Raw genomic sequence first — 23,445 nt, 5'->3', positions numbered from 1 at the left:
ATGAGCAAGCATATCACGCCACGCCAGGCCGCAGACCTGATCCCGGACGGCGCCGTCGTTTCGGTCTCCTCCTCCTCCGGCCTCGGTTGCCCGGACCTGACATTGAAGGCGATCGGCGAGCGCTTCGACGAGACCGGTCATCCGCAGAACCTCACCACGCTGCATCCGATCGCCGCCGGCGACATGAGCGGCATCAAGGGCGTGGATTACATCGCGAAAAAAGGCCTGCTGAAGACGATCATCGGCGGCTCCTATCCATCCGGCCCCTCCTCGTCCGAACCGCCGCTGATCTGGCAGATGATCGGCAGCGACGAGGTCGCCGCCTACAACGTCCCGTCCGGCATTCTCTTCGACATGCACCGCGAGGCCGCCGCCAAGCGCCCGGGCGTGATCACCAAGGTCGGCCTCGAAACCTTCGTCGATCCGAGCCGCGAAGGCTGCGCTATGAATGCTTCGGCGGCAAAGACCCCGGTCGTCGAAAAAATCACCTTCGCCGGTGAGGAATGGCTGTATTTCAAGGCGATCGCACCGCAGGTGGCGATCATTCGCGCCACGACGGCAGACGAACGCGGCAACCTGACCTACGAACACGAAGGCGCCTATCTCGGCGGCCTCGACCAGGCGCTCGCCGCCCGCAACAATGGCGGTATCGTCATTGCGCAGGTCAAGCGCATCGTGAAGGAAGGCTCGCTGAAGCCGCACGACGTGCGCGTGCCCGGCATGCTGGTCGACTACGTCGTGGTCGATCCCGACCAGAAGCAGACGACGCAGACGCTGTACGATCCCGCGATATCAGGCGAGATCTTCCGGCCGCTCGACACATTCCGCGTGCCGGAATTCAACATCCAGAAGGTCATCGCCCGCCGCGTGGCGCAGGAACTGCAGGCCGGCAGCGCCGTCAATCTCGGCTTCGGCATTTCCGCCAACGTGCCGCGCATCCTTCTCGAAGAGGGCCTGCACGGCACCGTCACCTGGGTGATCGAACAGGGTGCGGTCGGCGGCGTGCCGCTGCTCGACTTCGCCTTCGGCTGCGCGTCGAATGCCGATGCCTTCATGCCCTCGCCCTACCAGTTCACCTATTTCCAGGGCGCGGGCTTCGATGCCTCGCTGCTTTCCTTCCTGGAAATCGGCAAGGACGGCTCGGTCAATGTGTCGAAGCTCTCGTTCCGGCCGCATGTGACGGCAGGCGCCGGCGGCTTCGTCGACATCACGGCACGGGCGAAGAAGATCGTCTTCTCCGGCATGTTCAATGCCGGCGCCAAGCTTGCCGTCGAGGGCGGCAAGCTGGTGATCGAGAAGGAAGGCAAGCTCAAGAAGCTGGTCAACGCTGTCGAGCACGTCACCTTCTCCGGCCCGCGCGGCGTGGCGCAGGGGCAGGACATCACCTATGTCACCGAGCGCTGCGTGCTCAAGCTGACGCCGGAGGGTATCGTGCTCACCGAGATCGCACCGGGCGTCGATCTTCAGGCGCACATCCTCGACCAGTCGGAATTCGACCTCATCGTTTCGCCGGACCTGAAGGTCATGGATGCCGCGCTGTTCACCGATGCGCCGATCGGCCTGACGCTGCCGCAGAAGGCTCCGCGCCAGCTAGCAGGAGCACACCATGGCTGAACCGCGCATCCGCATCTCCATTGAAGGCTACGTCGCGACGATCACCGTCGCGCGGCCGGAAAAGGCGAACGCCTTCGACATCGACATGCTGAAGGAGCTTTCCGCTGCCTGCGACGCGGTCGAGGCGAATGCCGCCGTGCGCGTCGCGATCCTGACCGGCGAAGGCAAGGCCTTTTCGGCGGGCGGCGATATCCGCGCCTGGGCCGGCATGGAAGCCAATGAATTCGGCCATGCCTGGGTGCGCTTCGGCCACCGGGTGTTCGAACGGCTGGCGACGTTGCGCATGCCGCTGATCGCCGCCGTCAACGGCCACGCGCTCGGTGGCGGGCTGGAACTGGCGGCTGCCGCCGACATTCGCATCGCCGAAACGCAGGTGAAGATCGGCCTGCCGGAAGCCGGCCTCGGCATGGTTCCGGGCTGGTCCGGCACCCAGCGGCTGGTGAAACGCTTTGGCGCGCAGACCGTGCGGCGCATGCTGCTCGGCGGCGAGGTGCTGACCGCCGTGGAGGCGCAGACGCTCGGCATCGTCGACCAGGTTGTGGAAACGGGAACGGCCGTCGAGGCTGCAAAGGCCTATGTCGCGCGCATCGCGGCCCGTGGGCCTGCGGCGACGGAAGTCTCGAAACTGATGATCGCCGTAGCAAACGGCGAAGACAATGGTGCGGCGGTGGAGGCCCTGGGCTCGATCCTCGTCGCCAAGACCGGGGACCTGAAGGAAGGCGTCGCCGCCTTCACGGGTAAGCGCCCCGCAGAGTTCAAGGGAGAATGGTAATGACCGCGCATGTGAAGCCGAAAGCGCTGGAAAACTTCAAGGCACGCGATTTCCGCATGCTGATCGACGGCGTCTGGACGGAAGGCGCAGGCCCCGTGCTCGAACGCGTGGCACCGGGCCACGGCATCGTGGTCAGCCGCTATCCGGCCGGCACCAAGGCCGATGCCGAACGCGCCATCGCAGCCGCCCGCAAGGCCTTCGACGACGGTCCATGGCCGACCATGACGGGCGCAGAGCGCTCGAACATCCTGCTGAAGGCCGCCGACCTCATCGCCGCCCGCGCCGATGAACTGGCCTTCCTCGACTGCATCGAGAGCGGCAAGCCGATCAGCCAGGCCAAGGGCGAACTCGGCGGTGCTGCCGATATCTGGCGCTATGCCGCAGCCCTTGCCCGTGACCTGCACGGCGAAAGCTACAACACGCTCGGCGAAGGCACGCTCGGCGTCGTGCTGCGCGAGGCAATCGGCGTCGTCTCCATCATCACGCCGTGGAACTTCCCCTTCCTGATCGTCAGCCAGAAGCTGCCCTTCGCGCTCGCCGCCGGCTGCACGACGGTCGTCAAGCCTTCGGAGCTCACCTCCGGCTCGACGCTGGTGCTCGGCGAAATCCTCATCGAAGCGGGCGTGCCCGCCGGTGTCGTCAACATCCTCACCGGCACCGGCCCTGAAGTCGGCGCACCGATGACCACACATCCCGACGTGGACATGATCTCGTTTACCGGATCCACCGGCGTCGGCCGCCTGACGATGGCCAATGCCGCGCAGACGCTGAAGAAGGTCTCGCTGGAACTCGGCGGCAAGAACCCGCAGATCATCTTCCCCGATGCCAACCTCGACGAATTCATCGACGCCGCCGTCTTCGGCGCCTATTTCAACGCGGGCGAATGCTGCAATGCCGGCTCGCGACTGATCCTGCACACGTCGATTGCGGCGGACGTGACCGCCCGCATCGCCGAACTTGCGAGACAAGTGAAGGTCGGCGATCCGCTCGATCCGACGACCCAGGTCGGCGCGATCATCACGCCGCAGCACCTCGAAAAGATCGGCTCCTATGTTGAGGGCGCCACCAGGGCCGGCGCTTCGGTCGCACTCGGCGGCGGCGCACTCGATCTCGGCCTCGGCCAGTTCATGGCACCGACCATCCTCTCCGGCGTGTTGCCCGAGATGACGGTCGCCCGCGAGGAAGTCTTCGGTCCGGTGCTGTCGGTGCTGACCTTCGAGACGACGGAAGAGGCGATCCGCATCGCCAACGCCATCGACTACGGCCTGTCGGCCGGTGTGTGGAGCCGCGACTTCGACACCTGCCTGACGGTCGGCCGCAAGGTGCGCGCCGGCACGGTCTGGATGAACACTTTCATGGACGGCGCGTCCGAACTGCCCTTCGGTGGCTACCGACAGTCCGGACTCGGCCGCGAACTCGGTCGCCATGCGGTGGAGGACTACACCGAGACCAAGACGCTCAACATGCATATGGGCGCGCGTACCGGCTGGTGGATGCCGCGATGACAAAACCCTTCCCGACAATCATGGATGGGATCGGCTTTGCCGCCCGCTCAGGGCGTCGGGAAGCCGAACTGCGGGCTTTGCAGGATCGTGAGGTCCTCGACGGGCTCGCCGGCGATGCGCTGCAAGAGCAGCTGCCCCATGGCCTCTCCGGCCGCCTTGAGGTCCTCGTAGATCGTCTCGACCTTGGGCTGGATCTGGCTGAGCAGCAGCGAGGTCTGCTTGGCGACGATGTCGTATTCCGTGCCGAGGGTAAAACCCTGGTCGCTCATGCCGGTGATGGTGGCAAGTGCCGAGACTTCCCCGGGACAGGCGAAACCGTCCGGCGGATCAGGCTCACCGCTGCGGCGGCGCACATAGTCGCGGATCATGTCGGCCGGACTGTCGAGATCGAGCGTGTCGGGAATTTCGTAGGCGATACCGGCCTCGCGCACCGCGGTCATGAAACCGTGCAGCATGTGCTGGTGGAAGGTCAGGCGCTTCGGCGGCCGGATGATCGTGACCTTGCGCCGGCCCTTGACGATCAGGCGCCTGGTGGCCTCGTAGGCGAAGGCGTAATTGTCGTAGTCGACGAAGGCGTGCGGGGTGGAAAATTCCGTGCGGCCGTGCGTGACGAAGGGAAAGCCGTTTTCGAGCAGCAGCCGCACGCGCGGATCGAAGGGTTCGGTGCGCGAAAAGATCAGGCCGTCGGCCATGCCGTTGCGGATGATGTAGTTGACGGCATCGACATTGCTGCCGTCGAGAAAATTCGGCGTGACGATGAGATGGTAGGGCGTCGTCTGGAGCGCGCGCGCCAGGCCATGCATGATGGACGTGCCGAAGCCCAGAATTTCCTCGTGCGGATCGAGCAGCACGGAAATGACATTGGTGCGGCCGGTCTTGAGGCGCTGGGCGGCGCGGTCGGGCAGGTAGCCGATCTCGGCGGCGACCTCATGCACGCGCCGGCGGGTGTTTTCGGAAATCTGCGGCGCATTGCCGAGCGCACGGGAGACCGTGGTGATCGCCAGGCCCGTCATTTCGGCAATCGTCTTCAGCGTCGGCTTGCCGGCTCGGGACGGGCTGCGGGCGGGTTCACTGTCGGCGGGCTTTTCGATGCGGGACACGGGTGCGTTTCTTTGGATGGCGGGCGTCGATCGGCGGCACCATACCGACGCGCTACGCCTCTAGCAATCTTGCACCGCACAGAATTTAAAACGTTTTCCGTGCAGCGCAGCAAGCGCCCGAATTTGCGCCAATCGCCTGAACTGCCCGAATTTACCGCATTTGCGAAAGCAGTCGCGGCCGACGCCTCGGGTGGCTTGACTCCGCAAATTTACAACGTTTTAAATTGGCGCGGCACTTTGAGCCGCAAACGAAATTCCGACGCCTTCAAGGGCCTCGGGGAAATCGGCGGGAGGAGGCTCTCGCCCTCGAACTTGCAAACGGGAGGAATACGATGCGCAAGTTTCTAACAACCACCGCAATCGCCGCGGTGATGATGACGATGGGCGGCATGTCCGCCAAGGCAGCCGAAGGCGTCGAGGTTCTGCACTGGTGGACCTCGGGTGGCGAAGCCGCCGCTCTCGACGTTCTGAAGAAGGATCTGGAAGCCAAGGGCATTTCCTGGACCGACATGCCGGTTGCCGGCGGCGGCGGCACGGAAGCCATGACGGTGCTGCGCGCCCGCGTCACGGCCGGCAATGCGCCGACCGCGGTGCAGATGCTCGGCTTCGATATTCTCGACTGGGCCAAGGAAGGCGCACTCGGCAATCTCGACGACATCGCCGCCAAGGAAGGCTGGGACAAGGTCATCCCGACCGCGCTCCAGCAGTTCTCGAAGTATGACGGCCACTGGATCGCAGCCCCGGTCAACGTGCACTCCACGAACTGGGTCTGGGTCAACAAGGCAGCCCTCGACAAGGCAGGCGGCAAGGAGCCGGCGAACTGGGACGAGCTTGTTGCTCTCCTCGACAAGTTCAAGGAACAGGGCATCACGCCGGTCGCCCATGGTGGCCAGCCGTGGCAGGACGCGACGATCTTCGACGCGGTCGTGCTGTCCTTCGGCAACGACTTCTACAAGAAGGCGTTCATCGACCTCGATCCGGACACGCTGGGCGGCGCCCAGATGAAGGAAGCCTTCGACCGCATGACGAAGCTGCGCTCCTACGTGGACGACAACTTCTCGGGCCGTGACTGGAACCTCGCTTCCGCCATGGTCATCGAAGGCAAGGCCGGCGTGCAGTTCATGGGCGACTGGGCGAAGGGCGAATTCATCAAGGCCGGCAAGAAGCCGGGCACGGACTTCGTCTGCATGCGCTTCCCGGGCACGCAGGGTTCGGTCACCTTCAACTCCGACCAGTTCGCGATGTTCAAGGTTGCCGACGCCAAGATCCCGTCGCAGCTCGAAATGGCGACCGCTATCGAAAGCCCGGCCTTCCAGTCGGCCTTCAACGTGGTCAAGGGCTCTGCCCCTGCCCGCACCGACGTCTCGGACGAAGCCTTCGACGATTGCGGCAAGAAGGCCATCAAGGACCTCGCAGAAGCCAACACCAACGGCTCGCTGTTCGGCTCCATGGCACACGGCCACGCCAATCCGGCCTCGGTCAAGAACGCGATCTATGACGTCGTGACCCGCCAGTTCAACGGCGAGCTTTCCTCCGAGGAAGCCGTGACGGAACTCAAGGCCGCCGTCGAGGCCGCGAAGTAAGGGGCTAGCCCCCTCACCCTACCCTCTCCCCGCTGGGGAGAGGGAACTTGAACGTCGCGGCAAAGCCCTTCTCCCCGACGGGGAGAAGGTGGCGGCAGCCGGATGAGGGGGCCACGAGCCGCCCTGTAACCCGATTTCAACGGTGGTACCGACCATGGATAGCCGAAGCCGGCTGCAGGAGCTTCTGCCGAAGCTCGTGCTGGCACCCAGTTTCCTCATCGTGCTCGTCTTCGTCTACGGCTTCATCGCCTATACGGGCTTCCTGTCGCTGACGGACAGCAAGATGCTGCCCTCCTACAATTTCGTGGGCCTCAGCAACTATTCCAAGCTCTGGGCGCTGCCGCACTGGTGGCGGGCGATCTCGAATCTCGCGATCTTCGCCTCGCTCTACATCGTCATCTGCTCGGTGCTGGGGCTCGGGCTCGCCATCCTGCTCGACCAGAAGATCCGCGCCGAAGGCATTCTCCGGCCGATCTACCTCTACCCGATGGCGCTCTCCTTCATCGTGACGGGCACCGCCTGGAAGTGGTTCCTTGACCCCGGCATCGGGCTTGAAAACACCATGCACCTGTGGGGTTGGGAGAGCTTCTCCTTCAACTGGATCAAGGACCGAAACTACGCGATCTACTGCGTGGTGATCGCCGCCGTCTGGCAATCCTCCGGCTTCGTCATGGCGATGTTCCTCGCAGGGCTCCGCGGCGTCGACAACGAGATCATCAAGGCGGCCCAGATCGACGGCGCCTCGACCTCGACGATCTACCGCCGCATCATCATTCCGCTGATGCGCCCGGTCTTCCTGTCCGCCTTCGTCGTGCTCGCCCACCTCGCCATCAAGGCCTACGACCTTGTCGTGGCGCTGACAGGCGGCGGCCCCGGCCAGGCGACCGAACTGCCGGCGACCTTCATGTATTCCTACACGTTTACCCGCAACCAGATGGGCATCGGCGCCTCGTCGGCCATCATCATGCTGGTCATGATCTTCTCGATCATCATCCCCTACCTCTATTCCGAAATCCGCGGAGGCAAAGGCCGATGAGCGCTCAAAACCCCGACAACGTGATCTCGCACAACAAGCTGACGCGTGCGCTGATCTACACCGCCCTCATCCTGTTTGCGGTCTACTACCTGCTGCCGCTCTACGTGATGCTGGTGAATTCGCTGAAGCCGCTGGAGGAAATCCGCCAGGGCGGCATGCTGAACCTGCCGAAGGTCTGGACGATCGAGCCCTGGCTGCAAGCCTGGTCGACGGCGCAGATCGGCGTGCAGCCGACCGGCCTTCGCCCCTTCTTCATCAACTCGATCCTGATGGTCGTGCCGGCCGTGGCGATCTCCACCATCATCGGCGCGCTGAACGGCTACGTGCTGACCAAGTGGCAGTTCAGGGGCTCGAACGTCTTCTTCGGCCTGCTGCTGCTCTCCTGCTTCATCCCGTTCCAGATCGTGCTGATCCCGATGGCGCGCATCCTCGGCATGCTGGGGCTGGCCGGTTCGCTCTGGGGCCTGATCCTGGTGCACATTGTCTACGGCCTCGGCTTCACGACGCTCTATTTCCGCAACTACTACGAAAACTTCCCAACCGAGCTGGTGCGTGCCGCTCAGATCGACGGCGCGAGCTTCTTCCAGATCTTCTACCGCATCCTGCTGCCGTCCTCCGGGCCGATCATCGTCGTCTCCGTCATCTGGCAGTTCACCAACATCTGGAACGACTTCCTGTTCGGCGCCTCCTTCTCCGGCGCGGGTACGACGCCGATGACGGTGGCGCTCAACAACCTCGTCCAGTCCTCGACGGGCGTGAAGGAATACAACGTGCATTTCGCGGGCGCGATCCTCGCCGCACTCCCCACCCTCATCGTCTACATCGTCTCCGGACGGTATTTCGTGCGCGGCCTGATGTCCGGCGCCGTGAAAGGATAATGTCCATGTCTTTCCTGAAGATCAGCAACCTGCGCAAATCCTACGGATCGCTCGAAATCCTGAAGGACATCAATCTCGAGATCGAACAGGGCGGCTTCCTCGTGCTCGTCGGCCCCTCCGGCTGCGGCAAGTCCACGCTGCTCAACACGATCGCCGGCCTGGAGCCGATCACCTCGGGCGACATCGCCATCGACGGCCGCTCGGTTGCGGGCCTGCACCCCTCCAAGCGCGATATCGCCATGGTGTTCCAGTCCTACGCGCTCTACCCGAACATGACGGTCGGCGGAAACATCGCCTTCGGCATGGAAATCCGCGGCGTGCCGAAGGAAGAGCGGGAAAAGGCGATCAAGCAGGTCGCCGACATGCTGCAGATCGGCCATCTACTCGATCGCAAGCCGGGCCAGCTCTCCGGCGGCCAGCGCCAGCGCGTCGCCATGGGCCGGGCGCTGGTGCGCGACCCGAAACTCTTCCTGTTCGACGAACCACTGTCGAACCTCGACGCCAAGCTGCGCGTCGACATGCGCACCGAAATCAAGCGCTTGCACCAGCGCATGAAGACCACCATCGTCTACGTCACGCACGACCAGATCGAGGCGATGACGCTCGCCACCAAGATCGCCGTCTTGAAGGACGGCGTGCTGCAGCAGTTCGGCTCGCCGGCGGAAATCTACAACAACCCCGCCAACATCTTCGTCGCCGACTTCATGGGCTCACCGGCCATGAACCTGCTTTCGGCGAAGATTGAGCAGAACGGCACCGGCATGGCCGTCTCGCTCGCCCGCCACCAGGCCGAACCGCTGGTGCTGTCGGTACCGAACGCGCCCGGCGGACTTGCCGCCTATAAGGGCAAGGATGTGATCTTCGGCATCCGCCCGGAGGCGCTGACGGACCCTGATGGCGCGGACCGCAATGCCCGCACGATCGGCGAGGGCGACTGCCTGATCGAAGTGGTGGAGCCCGCCGGCGCCGACACGTTCGCCGTCACCCATCTCGGCGGCAAGGAGGTCGTCGCGCGCCTGCGGGCCGATGTACGCATCGCCCCCGGCCAGACGGCGCGCCTCGCCTTCAACCTCGACAAGGCGGTGTTCTTCGACCCCGCAAACCAGCTTCGCATCGCCTGAGTAGATCATGACCACGCAGCCGGACATCGTCATCATCGGATCGGGCATCGGCGGCTCCACCATGGCCGCCGCTCTCGCCCCGACGGGCGCAAGGATCGTCATCCTGGAGGCGGGCGACCACCTGCCCGACCGCCCGGAAAACCGCGACCAGCGCGCGATCTTCCAGCGTGGCCATTTCCGCCCGAAGGAGATGTGGTACGAGGCCGACGGCACGGCCTTCAACCCTGGCAACTACTACAATGTCGGCGGCAATTCGAAGTTCTACGGCGCGGTGCTGGTGCGCTACCGTAGGGAAGACTTCGAGGAGATGAAGCATCGCGAAGGCGTCTCCCCCGCCTGGCCCTTCCCCTATGAAGAGCTGGAGCCGTGGTATTCCGCCGCCGAAAAACTCTTCAATGTGCGCGGTACGCTCGGCGAAGACCCGACCGAGCCGCACCATTCCGCGCCCTACCCTTTCCCGCCCGTGCCGGACGAACAGGCCATCGCGAAGGTCCGCGCCAGGATGAAGGCGAACGGCCTGCATCCCTATTCGCTGCCGCTCGGCATCGACATCGACCGCTGGCTGGCCAAGGCGAAGACGCCCTGGGATGCCCATCCGAACAGCAATGACGGCAAGATGGATGCAGAAAGTGCGGCGCTCGCCGAGGCTCTCAAGCATCCGAATGTCGAACTGCGCACCCATTGCCGGGTGACACGGCTTGCCACCACGCCGCATGGCCGCAGCATTTCGACCGTGCATTATATGCAGGGCGATGAAGCCCGGAGCATCTCGCCGAAGCTGGTGATCCTTTCGGCCGGCGCCGTGCAATCGGCCGTGCTCCTGCTCCGCTCGGCCTCGGAGGCCTTCCCGAAAGGCCTCGCCAACAGCTCCGACCAGGTCGGCCGCAACTTCATGAACCACAATTCGAGCGCCGTGATCGGCGTCTCGCCCTTCTACAAGAACACCTCCGTCTACCAGAAGAGCTTTGGCTTCAACGACTACTATCTCTCCGACGGAAACGGCGGCGCGCCGCTCGGCAATGTCCAGCTGCTCGGCCGCGTCTCCGGCAAAATCCTGAAGGCCAACATGCCCTCCGTACCGGAATGGCTGCTGGAACAGGTTGCCGCCCACACCATCGATTTCTACGCGATGAGCGAGGACCTGCCGCATCCCGAGAGCCGAATCACGGTCGACCGCGACCGGATCGTCATGAAGTGGACGCGCACCAACTGGCAGGCCCATCTCGACCTCGTCACCAAGCTGAAGGGCGCCCTGAAGAAGGCCGGCTTCCCGATCGTGCTCGCCCGCGCCTTCGACAAGCGCACGCCGTCGCACCAGTGCGGCACGGTGCGCATCGGCAACGATCCGGCAACGGCACCACTCGATATCTGGTGCCGCGCCTACGACCATCCGAACCTCTTCGTGGTCGACGCCTCCTATCTGCCGACCTCGGCCGCGGTGAACCCGGCGCTCAGTGTTGCCGCCCAGGCGCTGCGCGTCGCGACCCACATCAAATCGAGGGATCTTGCCGCATGACGACACCAGCACGCCCCGTCGCCATCGTCACCGGCGGTCGCCGCGGCATCGGCCTCGGCATTGCCAAGGCGCTTGCGACAGAAGGTTTCGACATCGCCATCACCGGTATCGGCGACAGCGATGCGGCAACCGACACCATGCTCGCAGAATTCGCGACCGCAGGCAGCCGCGCGATCTACCTGAAGGCCGACCTTGCCGATCTTTCCGGCCACGCGGCGACCGTCGCGGCCATCGAAGACAAGCTCGGCGCCATCGGCTGCCTCGTCAACAATGCCGGCATCGCCTCCGTCATCCGCGGCGATTTCCTCGATCTGACGCCGGAGAATTTCGACACGATCGTCGCCACCAACCTACGCGGCACGGTGTTCTTCACCCAGGCCGTTTTGAAGGCGATGCTGCATTCGAAACAGGCGGCCGGTCCGCGCACGATCATCAACATCACCTCCGTCTCGGCAGGCCTCACCTCGCCGGAACGGCTCGACTATTGCATGACCAAGGCCGGGCTCGCCGCCTTCAGCCAGGGCCTCGCGCTGCGCCTGGCGGACACCGGCATCGCCGTCTTCGAGATCCGTCCCGGCATCATCCGCTCGGACATGACATCAGGCGTTTCGGCGAAATACGACGCGCTGATCGCGGGCGGCCTCGTGCCGATGAAGCGCTGGGGCGAACCGGACGATATCGGGTCCGCGGCCGCCGCGCTTGCCACCGGCAAGTTCGGCTTCGCCACCGGCTCGGTGATCAATCTCGACGGCGGGCTATCGATCGGCCGGCTTTGAACCGCCATGCGCCCCAAGCACAAATTCTGAGGACCAGGGCATGACCTACGACTACATCATCACCGGCGCAGGGCCGGCTGGCTGCGTTTTGGCGAGCCGCCTCTCGGAAGACCCCACCGTGCGCGTGCTGCTGCTGGAAGCCGGCGGCGGGGACTGGAACCCGCTGTTCCACATGCCGGCGGGGTTTGCCAAGATGACCAAGGGCGTGGCGAGCTGGGGCTGGGAGACCGTGCCGCAGAAGCATATGAAAGGCCGCGTGCTGCGCTACACGCAGGCCAAGGTGATCGGCGGCGGGTCCTCGATCAATGCCCAGCTCTACGCCCGTGGCAACGCGGCAGACTACGACCTCTGGGCCAGCGAAGACGGTTGCGAAGGGTGGAGCTACCGGGAAATCCTGCCCTACTTCAAGCGCGCCGAGGACAACCAGCGTTTTGCCGACGACTACCACGCCTATGGCGGGCCACTCGGCGTTTCCATGCCGGTTTCGGCGCTGCCGATCTGCGACGCCTATATCCGCGCCGGCCAGGAACTCGGCATTCCCTACAATCACGATTTCAACGGTCGCCAGCAGGCCGGCGTCGGCTTCTACCAGCTGACCCAGCGCAACCGCCGCCGCTCCTCCGCCTCGCTCGCCTATCTCTCACCGATCAAGGATCGTAAGAACCTGACGATCCGCACCGGCGCTCGTGTTTCCCGCATCGTGCTCGAAGGTTCTCGCGCCGTCGGCGTCGAGGTGGTGACGGGCAAGGGTGTCGAGACCATCCGGGCGGAGCGCGAGGTGCTGGTCTCGTCCGGCGCCATCGGCTCGCCGAAACTGCTCCAGCAATCCGGCATCGGCCCGGCCGACCACCTGAAGTCCGTCGGCGTAGAGGTCAAACACGACCTGCCCGGCGTCGGCTCCAACCTGCAGGACCATCTCGACCTGTTCGTGATTTCCGAATGCACCGGCGACCACACCTATGACGGCGTCGCCAAACTCCACCGTACGCTGTGGGCCGGCCTGCAATATGTGCTGTTCCGTTCCGGCCCCGTCGCCTCCTCGCTCTTCGAGACGGGCGGCTTCTGGTATGCCGATCCGGATGCCCGCTCGCCGGATATCCAGTTCCACCTCGGTCTCGGTTCCGGCATCGAGGCGGGCGTGGAGAAGCTGAAGAATGCCGGCGTGACGCTGAATTCCGCCTACCTGCATCCACGCTCGAAGGGCACGGTGCGGCTTTCCTCCGCCGATCCTTCCGCCGCACCGCTGATCGACCCGAATTATTGGGAAGACCCGCACGATCGCAAAATGTCGATCGAGGGCCTGAAGATTGCCCGCGAAATCCTGCAGCAGGCAGCGCTGAAACCCTTCGTCCTGGCCGAGCGCCTGCCGGGACCGAAGGCGATGACCGACGAGGAGCTGTTCGACTATGGTTGCGCCAATGCCAAGACGGACCACCATCCGGTCGGCACCTGCAAGATGGGCACGGGCGCGGATGCGGTCGTCGGGCTTGATTTGAAGGTGCATGGGCTTGAAGGTTTACGCGTCTGCGACAGTTCCGTCATGCCGCGCGTTCCTTCCGCCAACACCAATGCGCCGACCATCATGGTGGGCGAAAAGGGCGCCGACATCATTCGCGGCCTGCCGGCGCTGCCGGCCCAGGTCTTCCAACATGAACGCAACGACGCGCGTCCGCGCGCCCGCGCCAACATCCGATAGGGGCAACCATGATCCGCCATTGTGTCTTCATCCACTTCAAGCCGACCATTTCCGCCCACTACAAGGCCGAACTGTTCAACGAGATCGACGCGCTGAAGAGCCGTCTCCCGGGCATGCTCGCCGTGCATATCGGCACCAATGTCAGCCCGGAAGAGGGCATGGACAAGGGGTTTGGCGACGGCTTCATCGTCGATTTCGCGGACAGTTTTGCCCGCGACGCCTATCTGGAAGATCCCGAGCACAAGCAGACCGGTGGGCGTCTGGTCGCAGCCGCAGAAGGCGGCATCGCGGGCATTCTCGTCTACGACCTCGAAACCGACGACTGAGCCTCATGATCGAAGACGCCCGCGCCTTCCTCGCCTCGCTGTTCAACGCTGCCGTCGAGGCTGCCGACCCTGTTGCCGCGATCCGTACGCACCTGCCGGAAAGGCCGAAGGGGCGCACCGTGGTCATCGGCGCCGGCAAGGCGGCAAGCCAGATGGCGGCTGCGCTGGAAAGCCTGTGGGATGGCCCGCTGGAAGGCACCGTCGTCGCGCAGCACGGCCCGGTGGCGGCGTGCCAGCAAATCGAAGTCTTGCAGGCCGCCCACCCCGTTCCCGACGAGGCCGGCATCGCCGCCTCGGCCCGGCTGTTTGCCCTCCTGCGCGATCTGACGGAAGACGACCTCGTCATCGCGCTTGTCTCCGGTGGCGGCTCGGCGCTGCTGCCGGCCCCGGCAGGCATGCTGACGCTGGCCGACGAGATCGCCGTCAACAGGGCGCTGCTCGCCTCCGGCGCGCCGATCTCGGCCATGAACGTCGTGCGCAAGCACGTCTCGCGCATCAAGGGCGGGCGGTTGGCGCATGCGGCCCATCCAGCCCGGGTGGTGAGCCTCATCATTTCGGACATTCCCGGCGACAACCCCGCCCATGTCGCGTCCGGCCCGACGATCCCCGACACCTCGACGCCGCAGGACGCGCTGGCGATCGTCCAGCAATATCGCATGACGCTGCCCGCGGCGGTGATGGAGCATCTCGCATCGCCCGAGGCCGCTGCGGCAGGGCCGGACGACCCCATCTTCGCCCGGCACGAGCACCATGTCATCGCCTCCGCGCGTGTCTCGCTGGAGGCCGCGGCAGCGACGGCGAAAGCAGCGGGCATCACGCCGGTCATCCTGTCGGATTCGATCGAAGGCGAGGCGCGGGATATCGGGCTAATGCATGCCGCCCTCGCCCGCGAAGCGCGCCATCACGGAAGGCCCTTCGCCACCCCCGTCGTCATCCTCTCCGGTGGCGAGACGACGGTGACGATCCGCGACGAAGGGTATGGCAAGGGCGGGCGCAACACGGAGTTCCTGCTCTCCTTCGCCCATGCCATCGACGGTCTACCGAACGTGCAGGCGCTCGCCGCCGACACGGACGGTCGCGACGGCTCGGAGCACAATGCCGGGGCCTTTGCCGATGGTGAAAGTATCCTGCGCATGCGCGCCGCCGGCATCGAGCCCAGAACGCACCTGATGGGCCACGACGCCTACAGCGCCTTCGATTCTATAGGTGATATCTTCGATACCGGCCCGACGGGCACCAACGTCAACGACTTTCGGGCGATCCTGATCCGCTAAAGCAATTCCAGCAAAAGTGCGCAGCGGTTTTGCGCGAGAATAAAAAATCGGAGCGTTTTCACAATTCGAAGAAACGCGGAAATGCTCTAGACCCGGCCGGCGCGACGCGCCAGCACGCGTTCGACGGCAGAAAAAGCATCGTAGATCAGCACCGCCAGCACCGCGACGACCAGGCCGCCTTGCAGCACGAAGGCGAGATTGTTGGATTGCAGGCCGGCAATGATGACCTCGCCGAGTGTCTTCGCCGCAACCGTCGAGCCGATCGTTGCCGTGGCGAGGCTGATGGTCACCGACAGACGGATGCCGGCGAGAATGACGGGCAGCGCCAGCGGCACTTCCACCTTGGTGAGCCGCTGCCACGCCGTCATGCCCGTGCCGCGCGCCGCCTCGACGATGGCCGGCGGCAGGTTGGAGAGGCCCGTCATGGCATTCTCGAAGATCGGCAGCAGGCCGTAGAGGAAGAGCGCGATCAGCGTCGGCTTTTCGCCGAAGCCGACGGCGGGAACGGCGAGCGCCAGCACCGCGACGGGCGGAAAGGTCTGGCCGATATTCACCAGGCTGCGCGACAGCGGCAGAAACTCCGCGCCGATCGGCCTTGTGACGAGGATGGCGAGGCCAACGGCGACGATGGTCGCGGCGAGCGTCGCGGTGAAGACCGTGGCGAGATGGGAAAGCGTCAGCGAAAGCAGACTGCCCTGGTTGTAGATAGCCGGCGCATTGGCCTGCACGAGCGGCTTCAAAAGCGGCTCGAACAGCATGGGCTGGACGAGGAAGGCGATGAGGATGATCAGCGCCGCCAGTCTCAGCAGGTTTGGCAGGAGCCGCTTCATTGCGGCCTCGCGGCGCGACGGGCAAGGCCGGCGAGCGTGACGCGGCCAAGGGGTGCGCCATCCGAGCCGACGACCGGCAGGGCGTCACGGCCGGCCCAGAGCAGCGCGGAGAGTGCGTCGCGCTGGCTCGTGGCGGCGGCGATGGCTTCACCTTCCGCCTCCCCGGCCTCGGTGGCGTCTCCAACGGAACCGATCGAGAGCAGCCGGAACGGCCGCTCGCCGGCACCGATCAGCGTTTCGACAAAGTCGGTGGCCGGGTTTACCAGCATCTCTTCCGGCGCGGCGTATTGCACGATCTTGCCCTTGTCCATCACCGCGATCTTGTCGGCGAGGTGGAAGGCCTCTTCCATGTCGTGCGTGACGAGCACGATGGTCGTGCCGAAATGTTTCTGGATCGCCAGGAGATCCTCTTGCGCCTTGGCGCGGATGACCGGGTCGAGCGCGCCAAAAGGTTCGTCCATCAGCAGAATATTCGGCTCCGCGGCAAGCGCCCGGGCAACCCCGACGCGCTGCTGCTGGCCACCGGAAAGCTCATGCGGATAACGCGGGCCGAAGGCCGCCGGATCGAGCTGGAAGAGGGTCAGCAGTTCCTTGACCTTGGCATCGATGCGGCTCTTTTCCCAGCCGAGCAGCGTCGGCACGGTGGCGATGTTTTCGCCGACCGTGCGATGCGGAAAGAGGCCATGGCCCTGGATGGCGTAGCCGATGCGGCGGCGCAGCTCGTAGCCGGGGATCGCGCTGTTCGGCTCGCCGTCGATCAGGATCTTTCCCGAGGTCGGCTCGACGAGGCGGTTGATCATGCGCATCAGCGTCGTCTTGCCGGAGCCGGACGTGCCGACGATGACGGTGATCGTGCGCGGCGCGATGGTCATCGAGACATTGTCGACGACGGTCGTATCGCCGTAGCGCTTGGTGATGCTGTCGATCTCGATCATGCGGCCCTGCCGGGTTTGTTGCTGGAAAGTTCGGTCGCGGCATCGAGGACGATGGCGGCGGCGAAGGCGAGTGCGACGGTCGGCACCGCGCCGAGCAGCACGAGGTCCATGGCCGTCTGGCCGATGCCCTGGAAGACGAAGACGCCGAACCCGCCGCCGCCGATCAGCGCCGCGATCGTCGCAAGGCCGATATTCTGCACGAGCACGATGCGGATGCCGGTGAGAATGACCGGGAAGGCCAGCGGCAGCTCGACGCCGAACAGCCGCTGGCGATCCGTCATGCCGATGCCGCGCGCCGCGTCGTTGGCGTCGCGCGGCACGCCGGCGAGGCCGACGACGGTATTGGCGACGACGGGCAGCAGCGAATAAAGGAACAGCGCCACGAAGGCGGGCGCCGCACCAATGCCGCGAATGCCCAACGCCGCAGCGCCAGGCACATGGAGTGCGATCCAGCCGAGCGGCGCGATGAGCAGGCCGAAGAGCGCGATCGACGGGATCGTCTGGATGATGTTCAGCACATTGAGCACGCCGGCGCGGAGCGCCTCGACGCGATGGCACAGGATGCCGAGCGGCAGGCCGACGAGGGTTGCCGCCGCAAGCGAGCCGAGCGCCAGCATGACGTGGCGGCTTGCCTCCAGCCAGAAGGTTTCGGCGCGGCTGCCATATTCCTTGAGGATCGAGAGACCGTCCCAGGCGCCGGACATCAGCAGCGCCGCGACGGCAGCGGCCACAGCCGCGAGCAGCGCGACACGGGCGAGCGGCGGGAGCTTCAGCCGCGCCAGCGCATCCGCCGTCACCAGCGCGAAGGCGAAGCTGAGCAGCCAGAAGCCGGAGGCTGGCGACACGCGGGCATAGGTGTTTTCCGGCGGCGTCAGATGGCCGGCGGAAAGGCCGATAAGGACCGCCAGCACGAGAAGCGCCACCAGCCCCAGCACCAGCCGGAAGACCGTCGGCGTCTTCAGCACGATAAGGATGAGGGAAAGGACGATGAAGGCGAGAAGCGCCGTGCCAAGCCCGTCGGGAAGGGCCTCAAGGATAGACCGCGCCTCGCCCGGCACGATGCGGTTTGCCCTGAACTGCGCAAGCGGCGCCAGAAAGGCGCCATAAGCCAGCAATGCGGCGATCACCACGCCGAGCTTGTCGATTCTGAACCGCATAAACGCTTTCTGGAAGAGAGGTCCTCCGCCCGAATGGACGGAGGACAGACGAGCTTACTTGAGGAAGCCGTTCTTCTTGAGGAAGTCCTCAGCGACCGCCTTGGCCGGCTCGCCGCCGACCTGGACGCGGCCGTTCAGGTCCTGCAGCGTCACGAGATCGAGCTTCTCGAAGACCGGCTTGAGAATTTCCTCGATCTGCGGATTGGCCTTCAGCACCTCTTCGCGGATGATCGGCGACGGCTGGTAGACCGGCTGCACGCCCTTGTCGTCTTGCAAAACGACGAGGCCCGACGGCGCGATGCCGCCATCCGTGCCGTAGACCATGGCGGCGTTCGCGCCGTTCGTCTGGTTGGCAGCGGCGGCGATCGTCGCGGCCGTGTCGCCGCCCGACAGCGTGATCAACTGTTCCGGCTTCAGCGTGAAGGCATAGGTCGTCTGGAAGGCCGGAAGAGCTGCGGCCGAATTCACGAATTCGGAGGAAGCGGCCAGCACCACCTGGCCACCACCGGCAACATATTTGCCGAAATCGGTCAGCGTTACCAGCTTGTTCGGCTCGGCGACGTCCTTGCGCAGCGCGATCGCCCAGGTGTTGTTGGCCGGCGACGGCGTCAGCCAGACGATCTTGTTGGCATCGAAATCGAGCGTCTTGGCGAGCTCATAGGCCTTGGTGGCATCCTTCCAGGCCGGATCATCGGCCTTTTCGAAGAAGAACGCAGCATTGCCGGTATATTCCGGATAGATGTCGATCTCGCCCGCGATGATCGCCTGGCGCACGACCGGCGTCGCACCGAGCTGCACGCGGTCCGTCGTCTGGATACCGTTGGCGTTCAGAACCGACAGGATGATATTGCCGAGCACGCCGCCTTCGGTGTCGATCTTCGACGAGACGACGACCTGGGCCTGGGCGGCACCGGCTGCAAGGCCGAGCGCCAGAGCTGCTCCGATGAATTTTACGGTTGGGCGCATGTGAAAAACCTCTCGTTCTGTGCGGGAACCCATGGCGGCATTCAGACCACGTTTCGAAAAGCCCGTCCGGGCAAAGCATTCCATATATGGCGCCGAATCGCAAAAAACAGACCGCGCCAGCGGTGCAATGCACGTCGTTTGTTGCCGCGTTCAAAGCGCTTGCAGGATTGTACGAAGAGATGGCCTTTGGCAACAGAAACGCGTTGCAATTCATAGTCGCATCCGACACTCTCGGGGCGGCCCATTCCAGTTTTCCGATACCGCATTTCATCACCTGCCGGGACACCATCCCGGGCCGATGTCCGGCGTAGATTTTCGTTGGGGGACGCATGAGCATTTACATTCTCGCATTGCTGATCGGTGTCGTGGCAGGGCTTCGGGCGATGACGGCACCGGCCGCCGTCAGCATCGGCGCGGCACTGGGCTGGCTACCAGTCTCCGTCACCTGGGCCGCCTTCCTGGCCTATCGTTTCACGCCCTATATTTTCGGTGTCCTGGCGCTCATCGAATTCGTCACCGACCAGCTACCGAGCACGCCGAGCCGCAAGGTGCCGCAGCAGTTCGGCGCCCGCATCGTCAGCGGGGCGTTTTGCGGCGCGGTCATCGGCACCACGGGCGGTTCACTGGTCGGCGGCCTCGTGGCCGGGGTCGTCGGTGCGGTCATCGGCACGCTCGGTGGGGCGGAAGCCCGCCAGCGCCTCGTCGCGGCCACCGGCGGCAGGGATTTGCCCATTGCATTGCTCGAAGATGTGGTCGCCGTTCTGCTTGGCCTCTTCGTAGTCTCGTCGGTGATCTGATGCAGACCTTCGATGCCATTATTATCGGCGCGGGCCAGGCCGGCCCGTCGCTCGCCGGCCGGCTGACGGCCGCGGGAAAAAAGGTCGCGCTCATCGAACGAAAACTCGTCGGCGGCACCTGCGTCAACACCGGCTGCATGCCGACCAAGGCCATGGTCGCCAGCGCCTATGCCGCCCACCTCGCCCGCCGCGGCGCGGAATACGGCGTGGTGACGGGCGATGTTTCCATCGACTTCGCCAAGGTCATGGCGCGCAAGGACAAGGTGCGTTTCGATGCCCGCAAGGGCAACGAGGACTGGCTGAACGGCATGGAGGGCCTCACCTTCCTCCGCGGCCATGCGCGTTTCGAAAGCCCGACGCAGATCCGCGTCGGCGACGACCTGCTGTCGGCAAAGCAGGTCTTCCTCAATGTCGGCGGCCGCGCCGTCGTGCCGGATTTTCCGGGTGTCGGCGACGTGCCCTATCTCGACAACGTGTCGATGATGGACCTGACGGAGGTGCCAAAACACCTAGTCGTCATTGGCGGCAGCTATATCGGGCTGGAGTTCGCCCAGATGTTCCGCCGCTTCGGCTCCGAAGTGACGGTGATCGAAAAAGGGCCGCGGCTGATTGCACGCGAAGACGAGGACGTCAGCACTGCCGTGCGCGACATCCTCGAGCGTGAGGGCATCCAGATTCGCACCGGCGCGGAGTGCATCCGCTTCTTCCGGCAGGAGAGCGGCGTCGGGGTCGGCGTCGATTGCACGGCCGGCGCACCGGAGATCATAGGCTCGCACATCCTGCTCGCCACCGGACGGCGGCCGAACACCGACGATCTCGGCCTCGACACGGCGGGCGTCGCAACGGACAAGCGCGGCTACATCACCGTCGACGAGCGGCTGGAAACCACCGTACCCGGCATTTTCGCGATGGGCGATTGCAACGGGCGCGGCGCCTTCACCCATACCGCCTACAACGACTTCGAGATCGTCGCCGCTAACCTGCTCGACGCCGAGCCGCGCAAGGTGAGCGACCGTATCCAGACCTACGCGCTCTACATCGACCCGCCACTTGGCCGCGCCGGCATGACGGAAACCGAGGCCCGCAAGACTGGCCGCAAACTGCTGATCGGCACGCGGCCGATGACGCGGGTCGGCCGCGCCAAGGAGAAGGGCGAGACGCTCGGCTTCATGAAGGTGATCGCCGATGCAAACACCAGGGAAATCCTCGGCGCGTCGCTGCTCGGCACGGGTTGCGACGAGGCGGTGCAAAGCATCCTGGACGTGATGTATGCGGGCAAGCCCTACACGACGATCACGCATGCGGTGCATATCCACCCGACGGTGGCGGAGCTGATCCCGACGGTGTTCGGGGACATGCAGCCGGTGGAATAAGAAAAGCCCAACGAGCCCAACCCCTCATTTGGCGAACGACCCCGCGCTCCACCCACCAACGTCATCCTCGGGCTCGACCCGAGGATCCATCACCCTCCACAGCCTGTGGATGCTCGGGTCGAGCCCGAGCATGACGGAGGAGAGGTGGTGGATTGGTGCACGATAGGAGGCCTGGCAGATCACCCACCGGGCCTCGCGATCTTCACTATTTCCGGATCGTCAGCGCCGGGTTATGCGCGAAGAAGTTGTGCGGCATGATGTGTACGGTCTTCCACTCCGTCGACATGACCGGCCAGTCTTCCATGCGCGGAATATGGTGGAAGCCCGCAGAGAACCAGGTGACGATGTCCTTGCCCATCAGGCTCTGGTCCTTCTTCACCCATTCGGCGAGCGTATCCGACCCATCGCTCTGCATGGCGAACTTGCCGCCGGCATAACGCTGTTCCGGATCGTAGACCGTGTTCCACACCGAATATTCGATATAGGCGTTGCGCTTCATCGGCGGGTCGTTTTCGAAGTCGAACGGACCGTAGGACACGTCGCCATGATGGATCATGTAGCCCGGCTCATGTCCGAGATAGCCTTCACGCGACGGGTCGGAGATGTGGAAGTAGCGCGGCTGCGAGGACGACAGCTTGTAGCGCGCTTCCATCTCCGTCATCGGCATCTTGTGTTCGACCGTCCACATCGACTTGCGCGGGCTCGACGCGTCGAGTTTCGCCGGCACGATGTCCATGGTCGAGAAGTGGTTCACCGGCTGGTCGACGTCGAAGTCGATGCGGAAGTTGAAGTAATGGTCATGGTTGGCGGCGACGAGGTTCGGCGCGATCAGCGTGCCATAAGCCGTGTCCGCCTTGGCCGTCGGATCCTTCATCGAGGTGGAGGCAACGCCCTTCACCGCGTCGAGGCCGGTGGCGCCGACATAGATGTTGACCTGGCCGTTCTGCTGCAGGCGGTAGTCGATCAGGTAGTCATAGTTGCCGACTTCCGAGGCCGTGCGCACAACAAGTTCCGTGGCCGGGCGGCCTTCCGCCGGCACCGGTTTGTCCGGCGTCTGCGCGAAGACTTCGAAGTGGCGCCAGGCGGGATCACCGATGCTGCGCTCGAAGACGCAGATCGCATCCGGAATGACCAGCGGCGAGCCCTTGTCGTCGGCAATCGTCGCCGGCAGGAAAGTGGCGTGCGACGGGCAATCGATGCCGGCGCGCAAGGGGCTCAGGAACAGGCCGAAACCATATTCCCCGCTGTCCATATAAGTGCGCCAGTACCAGCCTTCCGTTGGGTCCATATAGGGCACGAAGACTTCGGAGAGATGCGCCTGGTAGATGACCGAACGCCACGTGCCGGCGTCGTTGACATCGAGATTGGAGACGACGAGACCGGGACGCTTGTCGACGCGGAAATTGAAGCGCCACATGTCCCATTCGATATGGCTGCCGTCGATCTTGTAGTTCGGGCCGCCTTCCTGAACCAGCTTGACGGGGTTCGTCTTGGTACGCAGCGGCACGCGCTTGGCGACCTCTTCCTCCGTGTAACCCCAAGCGTCCTTCGGTGCTTCGACGACGCCGGTATCGATGACGCGCTGCACTTCCTTCTTGCCGATGTCATAGATGGCAAAGAGGCCCTCGACCGGCTTGGCATAGAAGTTGGAGCCTTCCGGAACCTGGTAACACGGCACCTTCATCAGGCGGGAATTCTGGTACTCCTCCGTGAAGAAGTTGCCGCCGGTCAGCGGCAGGCAGAAGGCCTGTTCCGGCTTCAGGCCACGCTTGGCAAGCCCCGCCACCATATCCGGATGGCCGAGCGCGCCTTCCAGTGCATTCATGAACTCGGTGAAGAGCACCATCGGCTGGCCCGATGTCTTGGCATTGCTCTCGACCGTGCCCTTGGTGATGTTGACCACCGCCTCGCTAAAGCCCTCGGCGCTGGTGAAATAGACCGTCGCCTTGCGGTCGAGGCTGTCGCCCTCCTTCCAGGCCAGCACGTCGGCCTTGGCGGGCTCCTTCAGTTCGATCAGCGGATAGAGCGTGTTGTCGTCCGCGACCTTCTCGCCGCGCAGGATCTGGTTGATCTTCTGGTATTCCTCGGCCGTCAGCCCGTCGAGCGGATGCGCGGCCGCGGCACCAGCGGCAAGGCCGAGCGCCAGCGCCGTCGAGGCCAGGTGTTTGAAAAGTCTCATGATCGTTCCCT

At 64.6% G+C, this 23,445-nt stretch carries 20 protein-coding genes; 14 read left to right on the top strand and 6 right to left on the bottom strand.

The annotated features are described in order from the left end of the window. Genes BSY16_RS18620 through BSY16_RS18610 form a run of 3 tightly spaced genes read left to right on the top strand, consistent with a single transcriptional unit; the run spans position 1 to position 3,891 of the window. Positions 1-1,614 (top strand): acyl CoA:acetate/3-ketoacid CoA transferase, encoded by a 1,614-nt coding sequence (locus BSY16_RS18620; protein WP_069061053.1) that lies wholly within the window; start codon positions 1-3, stop codon positions 1,612-1,614. Continuing rightward, complete coding sequence (locus BSY16_RS18615; protein WP_069061052.1) at positions 1,607-2,386, top strand: enoyl-CoA hydratase/isomerase family protein; 780 nt, start codon at positions 1,607-1,609, stop codon at positions 2,384-2,386. Before BSY16_RS18620 ends, BSY16_RS18615 begins: the two co-directional genes overlap by 8 nt. Beyond that, the gene (locus BSY16_RS18610) at positions 2,386-3,891 is read left to right on the top strand and encodes an aldehyde dehydrogenase family protein (RefSeq protein WP_069061051.1); all 1,506 of its coding nucleotides are present in this window, start codon (positions 2,386-2,388) and stop codon (positions 3,889-3,891) included. The genes BSY16_RS18615 and BSY16_RS18610 overlap by 1 nt, the downstream gene beginning before the upstream one ends. A gap of 47 nt (positions 3,892-3,938) precedes the next feature. Here the strand turns inward: BSY16_RS18610 and BSY16_RS18605 are convergent, their stop codons facing one another. Further along, positions 3,939-4,982, bottom strand: a complete 1,044-nt coding sequence (locus BSY16_RS18605) for a LacI family transcriptional regulator (RefSeq protein WP_502696013.1) — start codon at positions 4,980-4,982, stop codon at positions 3,939-3,941. A 341-nt stretch (positions 4,983-5,323) separates the two neighbouring features. Between BSY16_RS18605 and BSY16_RS18600 the strand changes: the two genes are divergently transcribed. The 9 genes from BSY16_RS18600 to BSY16_RS18560 all read left to right on the top strand — a co-directional run bounded on the left by BSY16_RS18600 (position 5,324) and on the right by BSY16_RS18560 (position 15,197). Further along, positions 5,324-6,574 (top strand): ABC transporter substrate-binding protein, encoded by a 1,251-nt coding sequence (locus BSY16_RS18600; RefSeq protein WP_069061049.1) that lies wholly within the window; start codon positions 5,324-5,326, stop codon positions 6,572-6,574. A gap of 154 nt (positions 6,575-6,728) precedes the next feature. Continuing rightward, entirely contained in the window at positions 6,729-7,610 is an 882-nt protein-coding gene (locus BSY16_RS18595) for a carbohydrate ABC transporter permease (RefSeq protein WP_069061048.1), read from the top strand. After that, on the top strand, positions 7,607-8,488 hold the full coding sequence (locus BSY16_RS18590; protein ID WP_069061047.1) for a carbohydrate ABC transporter permease: 882 nt from the start codon (positions 7,607-7,609) through the stop codon (positions 8,486-8,488). Before BSY16_RS18595 ends, BSY16_RS18590 begins: the two co-directional genes overlap by 4 nt. Positions 8,489-8,493: 5 nt before the next feature. After that, positions 8,494-9,609, top strand: coding sequence for an ABC transporter ATP-binding protein (locus BSY16_RS18585; RefSeq protein WP_069061621.1), 1,116 nt, complete (start codon positions 8,494-8,496; stop codon positions 9,607-9,609). Between the two features lie 7 nt (positions 9,610-9,616). Further along, a complete protein-coding gene (locus BSY16_RS18580) occupies positions 9,617-11,125 on the top strand; it encodes an FAD-dependent oxidoreductase (protein ID WP_069061046.1) in 1,509 nt (502 codons plus the stop codon). Continuing rightward, positions 11,122-11,901 (top strand): 3-ketoacyl-ACP reductase, encoded by a 780-nt coding sequence (locus BSY16_RS18575; RefSeq protein WP_069061045.1) that lies wholly within the window; start codon positions 11,122-11,124, stop codon positions 11,899-11,901. Before BSY16_RS18580 ends, BSY16_RS18575 begins: the two co-directional genes overlap by 4 nt. 40 nt (positions 11,902-11,941) lie before the next feature. Next, positions 11,942-13,597, top strand: a complete 1,656-nt coding sequence (locus BSY16_RS18570; RefSeq protein ID WP_069061044.1) for a GMC family oxidoreductase — start codon at positions 11,942-11,944, stop codon at positions 13,595-13,597. 8 nt (positions 13,598-13,605) lie between these two features. Then, positions 13,606-13,923 carry a Dabb family protein gene (locus BSY16_RS18565; RefSeq protein ID WP_069061043.1) on the top strand — a complete coding sequence of 106 codons (318 nt, stop codon included), beginning with the start codon at positions 13,606-13,608 and terminating at the stop codon, positions 13,921-13,923. Between the two features lie 5 nt (positions 13,924-13,928). Next, positions 13,929-15,197, top strand: a complete 1,269-nt coding sequence (locus BSY16_RS18560; protein WP_069061042.1) for a glycerate kinase type-2 family protein — start codon at positions 13,929-13,931, stop codon at positions 15,195-15,197. An 86-nt stretch (positions 15,198-15,283) separates the two neighbouring features. On the opposite strand, the gene BSY16_RS18555 is transcribed toward BSY16_RS18560, so the two are convergent. Genes BSY16_RS18555 through osmF form a run of 4 tightly spaced genes read right to left on the bottom strand, consistent with a single transcriptional unit; the run spans position 15,284 to position 19,085 of the window. Next, positions 15,284-16,027 (bottom strand): ABC transporter permease, encoded by a 744-nt coding sequence (locus tag BSY16_RS18555; protein WP_069061041.1) that lies wholly within the window; start codon positions 16,025-16,027, stop codon positions 15,284-15,286. Further along, positions 16,024-16,962, bottom strand: coding sequence for an ABC transporter ATP-binding protein (locus tag BSY16_RS18550; protein ID WP_069061040.1), 939 nt, complete (start codon positions 16,960-16,962; stop codon positions 16,024-16,026). The genes BSY16_RS18555 and BSY16_RS18550 overlap by 4 nt, the downstream gene beginning before the upstream one ends. Continuing rightward, positions 16,959-18,119 carry an ABC transporter permease gene (locus BSY16_RS18545; RefSeq protein ID WP_069061039.1) on the bottom strand — a complete coding sequence of 387 codons (1,161 nt, stop codon included), beginning with the start codon at positions 18,117-18,119 and terminating at the stop codon, positions 16,959-16,961. Before BSY16_RS18545 ends, BSY16_RS18550 begins: the two co-directional genes overlap by 4 nt. Before the next feature lie 54 nt (positions 18,120-18,173). Then, positions 18,174-19,085: a glycine betaine ABC transporter substrate-binding protein OsmF gene (osmF, locus tag BSY16_RS18540; RefSeq protein ID WP_069061038.1), complete on the bottom strand. Its 912-nt coding sequence runs from the start codon at positions 19,083-19,085 to the stop codon at positions 18,174-18,176. A 329-nt stretch (positions 19,086-19,414) separates the two neighbouring features. On the opposite strand from osmF, the gene BSY16_RS18535 reads away from it, so the two are divergent. Together BSY16_RS18535 and BSY16_RS18530 are read left to right on the top strand one after the other, a co-directional pair. Further along, positions 19,415-19,882 carry a DUF4126 domain-containing protein gene (locus BSY16_RS18535; RefSeq protein ID WP_069061037.1) on the top strand — a complete coding sequence of 156 codons (468 nt, stop codon included), beginning with the start codon at positions 19,415-19,417 and terminating at the stop codon, positions 19,880-19,882. Then, entirely contained in the window at positions 19,879-21,255 is a 1,377-nt protein-coding gene (locus BSY16_RS18530) for an FAD-containing oxidoreductase (RefSeq protein ID WP_069061620.1), read from the top strand. The genes BSY16_RS18535 and BSY16_RS18530 overlap by 4 nt, the downstream gene beginning before the upstream one ends. A 205-nt stretch (positions 21,256-21,460) precedes the next feature. Here the strand turns inward: BSY16_RS18530 and BSY16_RS18525 are convergent, their stop codons facing one another. After that, on the bottom strand, positions 21,461-23,434 hold the full coding sequence (locus BSY16_RS18525) for a copper amine oxidase (RefSeq protein WP_069061036.1): 1,974 nt from the start codon (positions 23,432-23,434) through the stop codon (positions 21,461-21,463). Positions 23,435-23,445: the final 11 nt, after the last annotated feature.

The organism is Sinorhizobium sp. RAC02, assembly GCF_001713395.1.
In the GTDB taxonomy this organism is placed as follows: domain Bacteria; phylum Pseudomonadota; class Alphaproteobacteria; order Rhizobiales; family Rhizobiaceae; genus Shinella.
Note: the sequence above shows the minus strand (reverse complement) of the source record. Positions and strands in the feature narration are given on the sequence as shown.

What these genes read in the sequence shown, in the direction of transcription:
- BSY16_RS18620 (WP_069061053.1), top strand. Translation starts at nt 1, where the DNA reads ATGAGCAAGCATATCACGCCACGCCAGGCCGCAGACCTGATCCCGGAC.
- BSY16_RS18600 (WP_069061049.1), top strand. Translation starts at nt 5,324, where the DNA reads ATGCGCAAGTTTCTAACAACCACCGCAATCGCCGCGGTGATGATGACG.
- BSY16_RS18615 (WP_069061052.1), top strand. Translation starts at nt 1,607, where the DNA reads ATGGCTGAACCGCGCATCCGCATCTCCATTGAAGGCTACGTCGCGACG.
- BSY16_RS18535 (WP_069061037.1), top strand. Translation starts at nt 19,415, where the DNA reads ATGAGCATTTACATTCTCGCATTGCTGATCGGTGTCGTGGCAGGGCTT.
- BSY16_RS18575 (WP_069061045.1), top strand. Translation starts at nt 11,122, where the DNA reads ATGACGACACCAGCACGCCCCGTCGCCATCGTCACCGGCGGTCGCCGC.
- BSY16_RS18610 (WP_069061051.1), top strand. Translation starts at nt 2,386, where the DNA reads ATGACCGCGCATGTGAAGCCGAAAGCGCTGGAAAACTTCAAGGCACGC.
- BSY16_RS18585 (WP_069061621.1), top strand. Translation starts at nt 8,494, where the DNA reads ATGTCTTTCCTGAAGATCAGCAACCTGCGCAAATCCTACGGATCGCTC.
- BSY16_RS18565 (WP_069061043.1), top strand. Translation starts at nt 13,606, where the DNA reads ATGATCCGCCATTGTGTCTTCATCCACTTCAAGCCGACCATTTCCGCC.
- BSY16_RS18550 (WP_069061040.1), bottom strand. Translation starts at nt 16,962, where the DNA reads ATGATCGAGATCGACAGCATCACCAAGCGCTACGGCGATACGACCGTC.
- BSY16_RS18590 (WP_069061047.1), top strand. Translation starts at nt 7,607, where the DNA reads ATGAGCGCTCAAAACCCCGACAACGTGATCTCGCACAACAAGCTGACG.
- BSY16_RS18580 (WP_069061046.1), top strand. Translation starts at nt 9,617, where the DNA reads ATGACCACGCAGCCGGACATCGTCATCATCGGATCGGGCATCGGCGGC.
- BSY16_RS18525 (WP_069061036.1), bottom strand. Translation starts at nt 23,434, where the DNA reads ATGAGACTTTTCAAACACCTGGCCTCGACGGCGCTGGCGCTCGGCCTT.
- BSY16_RS18560 (WP_069061042.1), top strand. Translation starts at nt 13,929, where the DNA reads ATGATCGAAGACGCCCGCGCCTTCCTCGCCTCGCTGTTCAACGCTGCC.
- BSY16_RS18570 (WP_069061044.1), top strand. Translation starts at nt 11,942, where the DNA reads ATGACCTACGACTACATCATCACCGGCGCAGGGCCGGCTGGCTGCGTT.
- osmF (WP_069061038.1), bottom strand. Translation starts at nt 19,085, where the DNA reads ATGCGCCCAACCGTAAAATTCATCGGAGCAGCTCTGGCGCTCGGCCTT.
- BSY16_RS18545 (WP_069061039.1), bottom strand. Translation starts at nt 18,119, where the DNA reads ATGCGGTTCAGAATCGACAAGCTCGGCGTGGTGATCGCCGCATTGCTG.
- BSY16_RS18595 (WP_069061048.1), top strand. Translation starts at nt 6,729, where the DNA reads ATGGATAGCCGAAGCCGGCTGCAGGAGCTTCTGCCGAAGCTCGTGCTG.
- BSY16_RS18555 (WP_069061041.1), bottom strand. Translation starts at nt 16,027, where the DNA reads ATGAAGCGGCTCCTGCCAAACCTGCTGAGACTGGCGGCGCTGATCATC.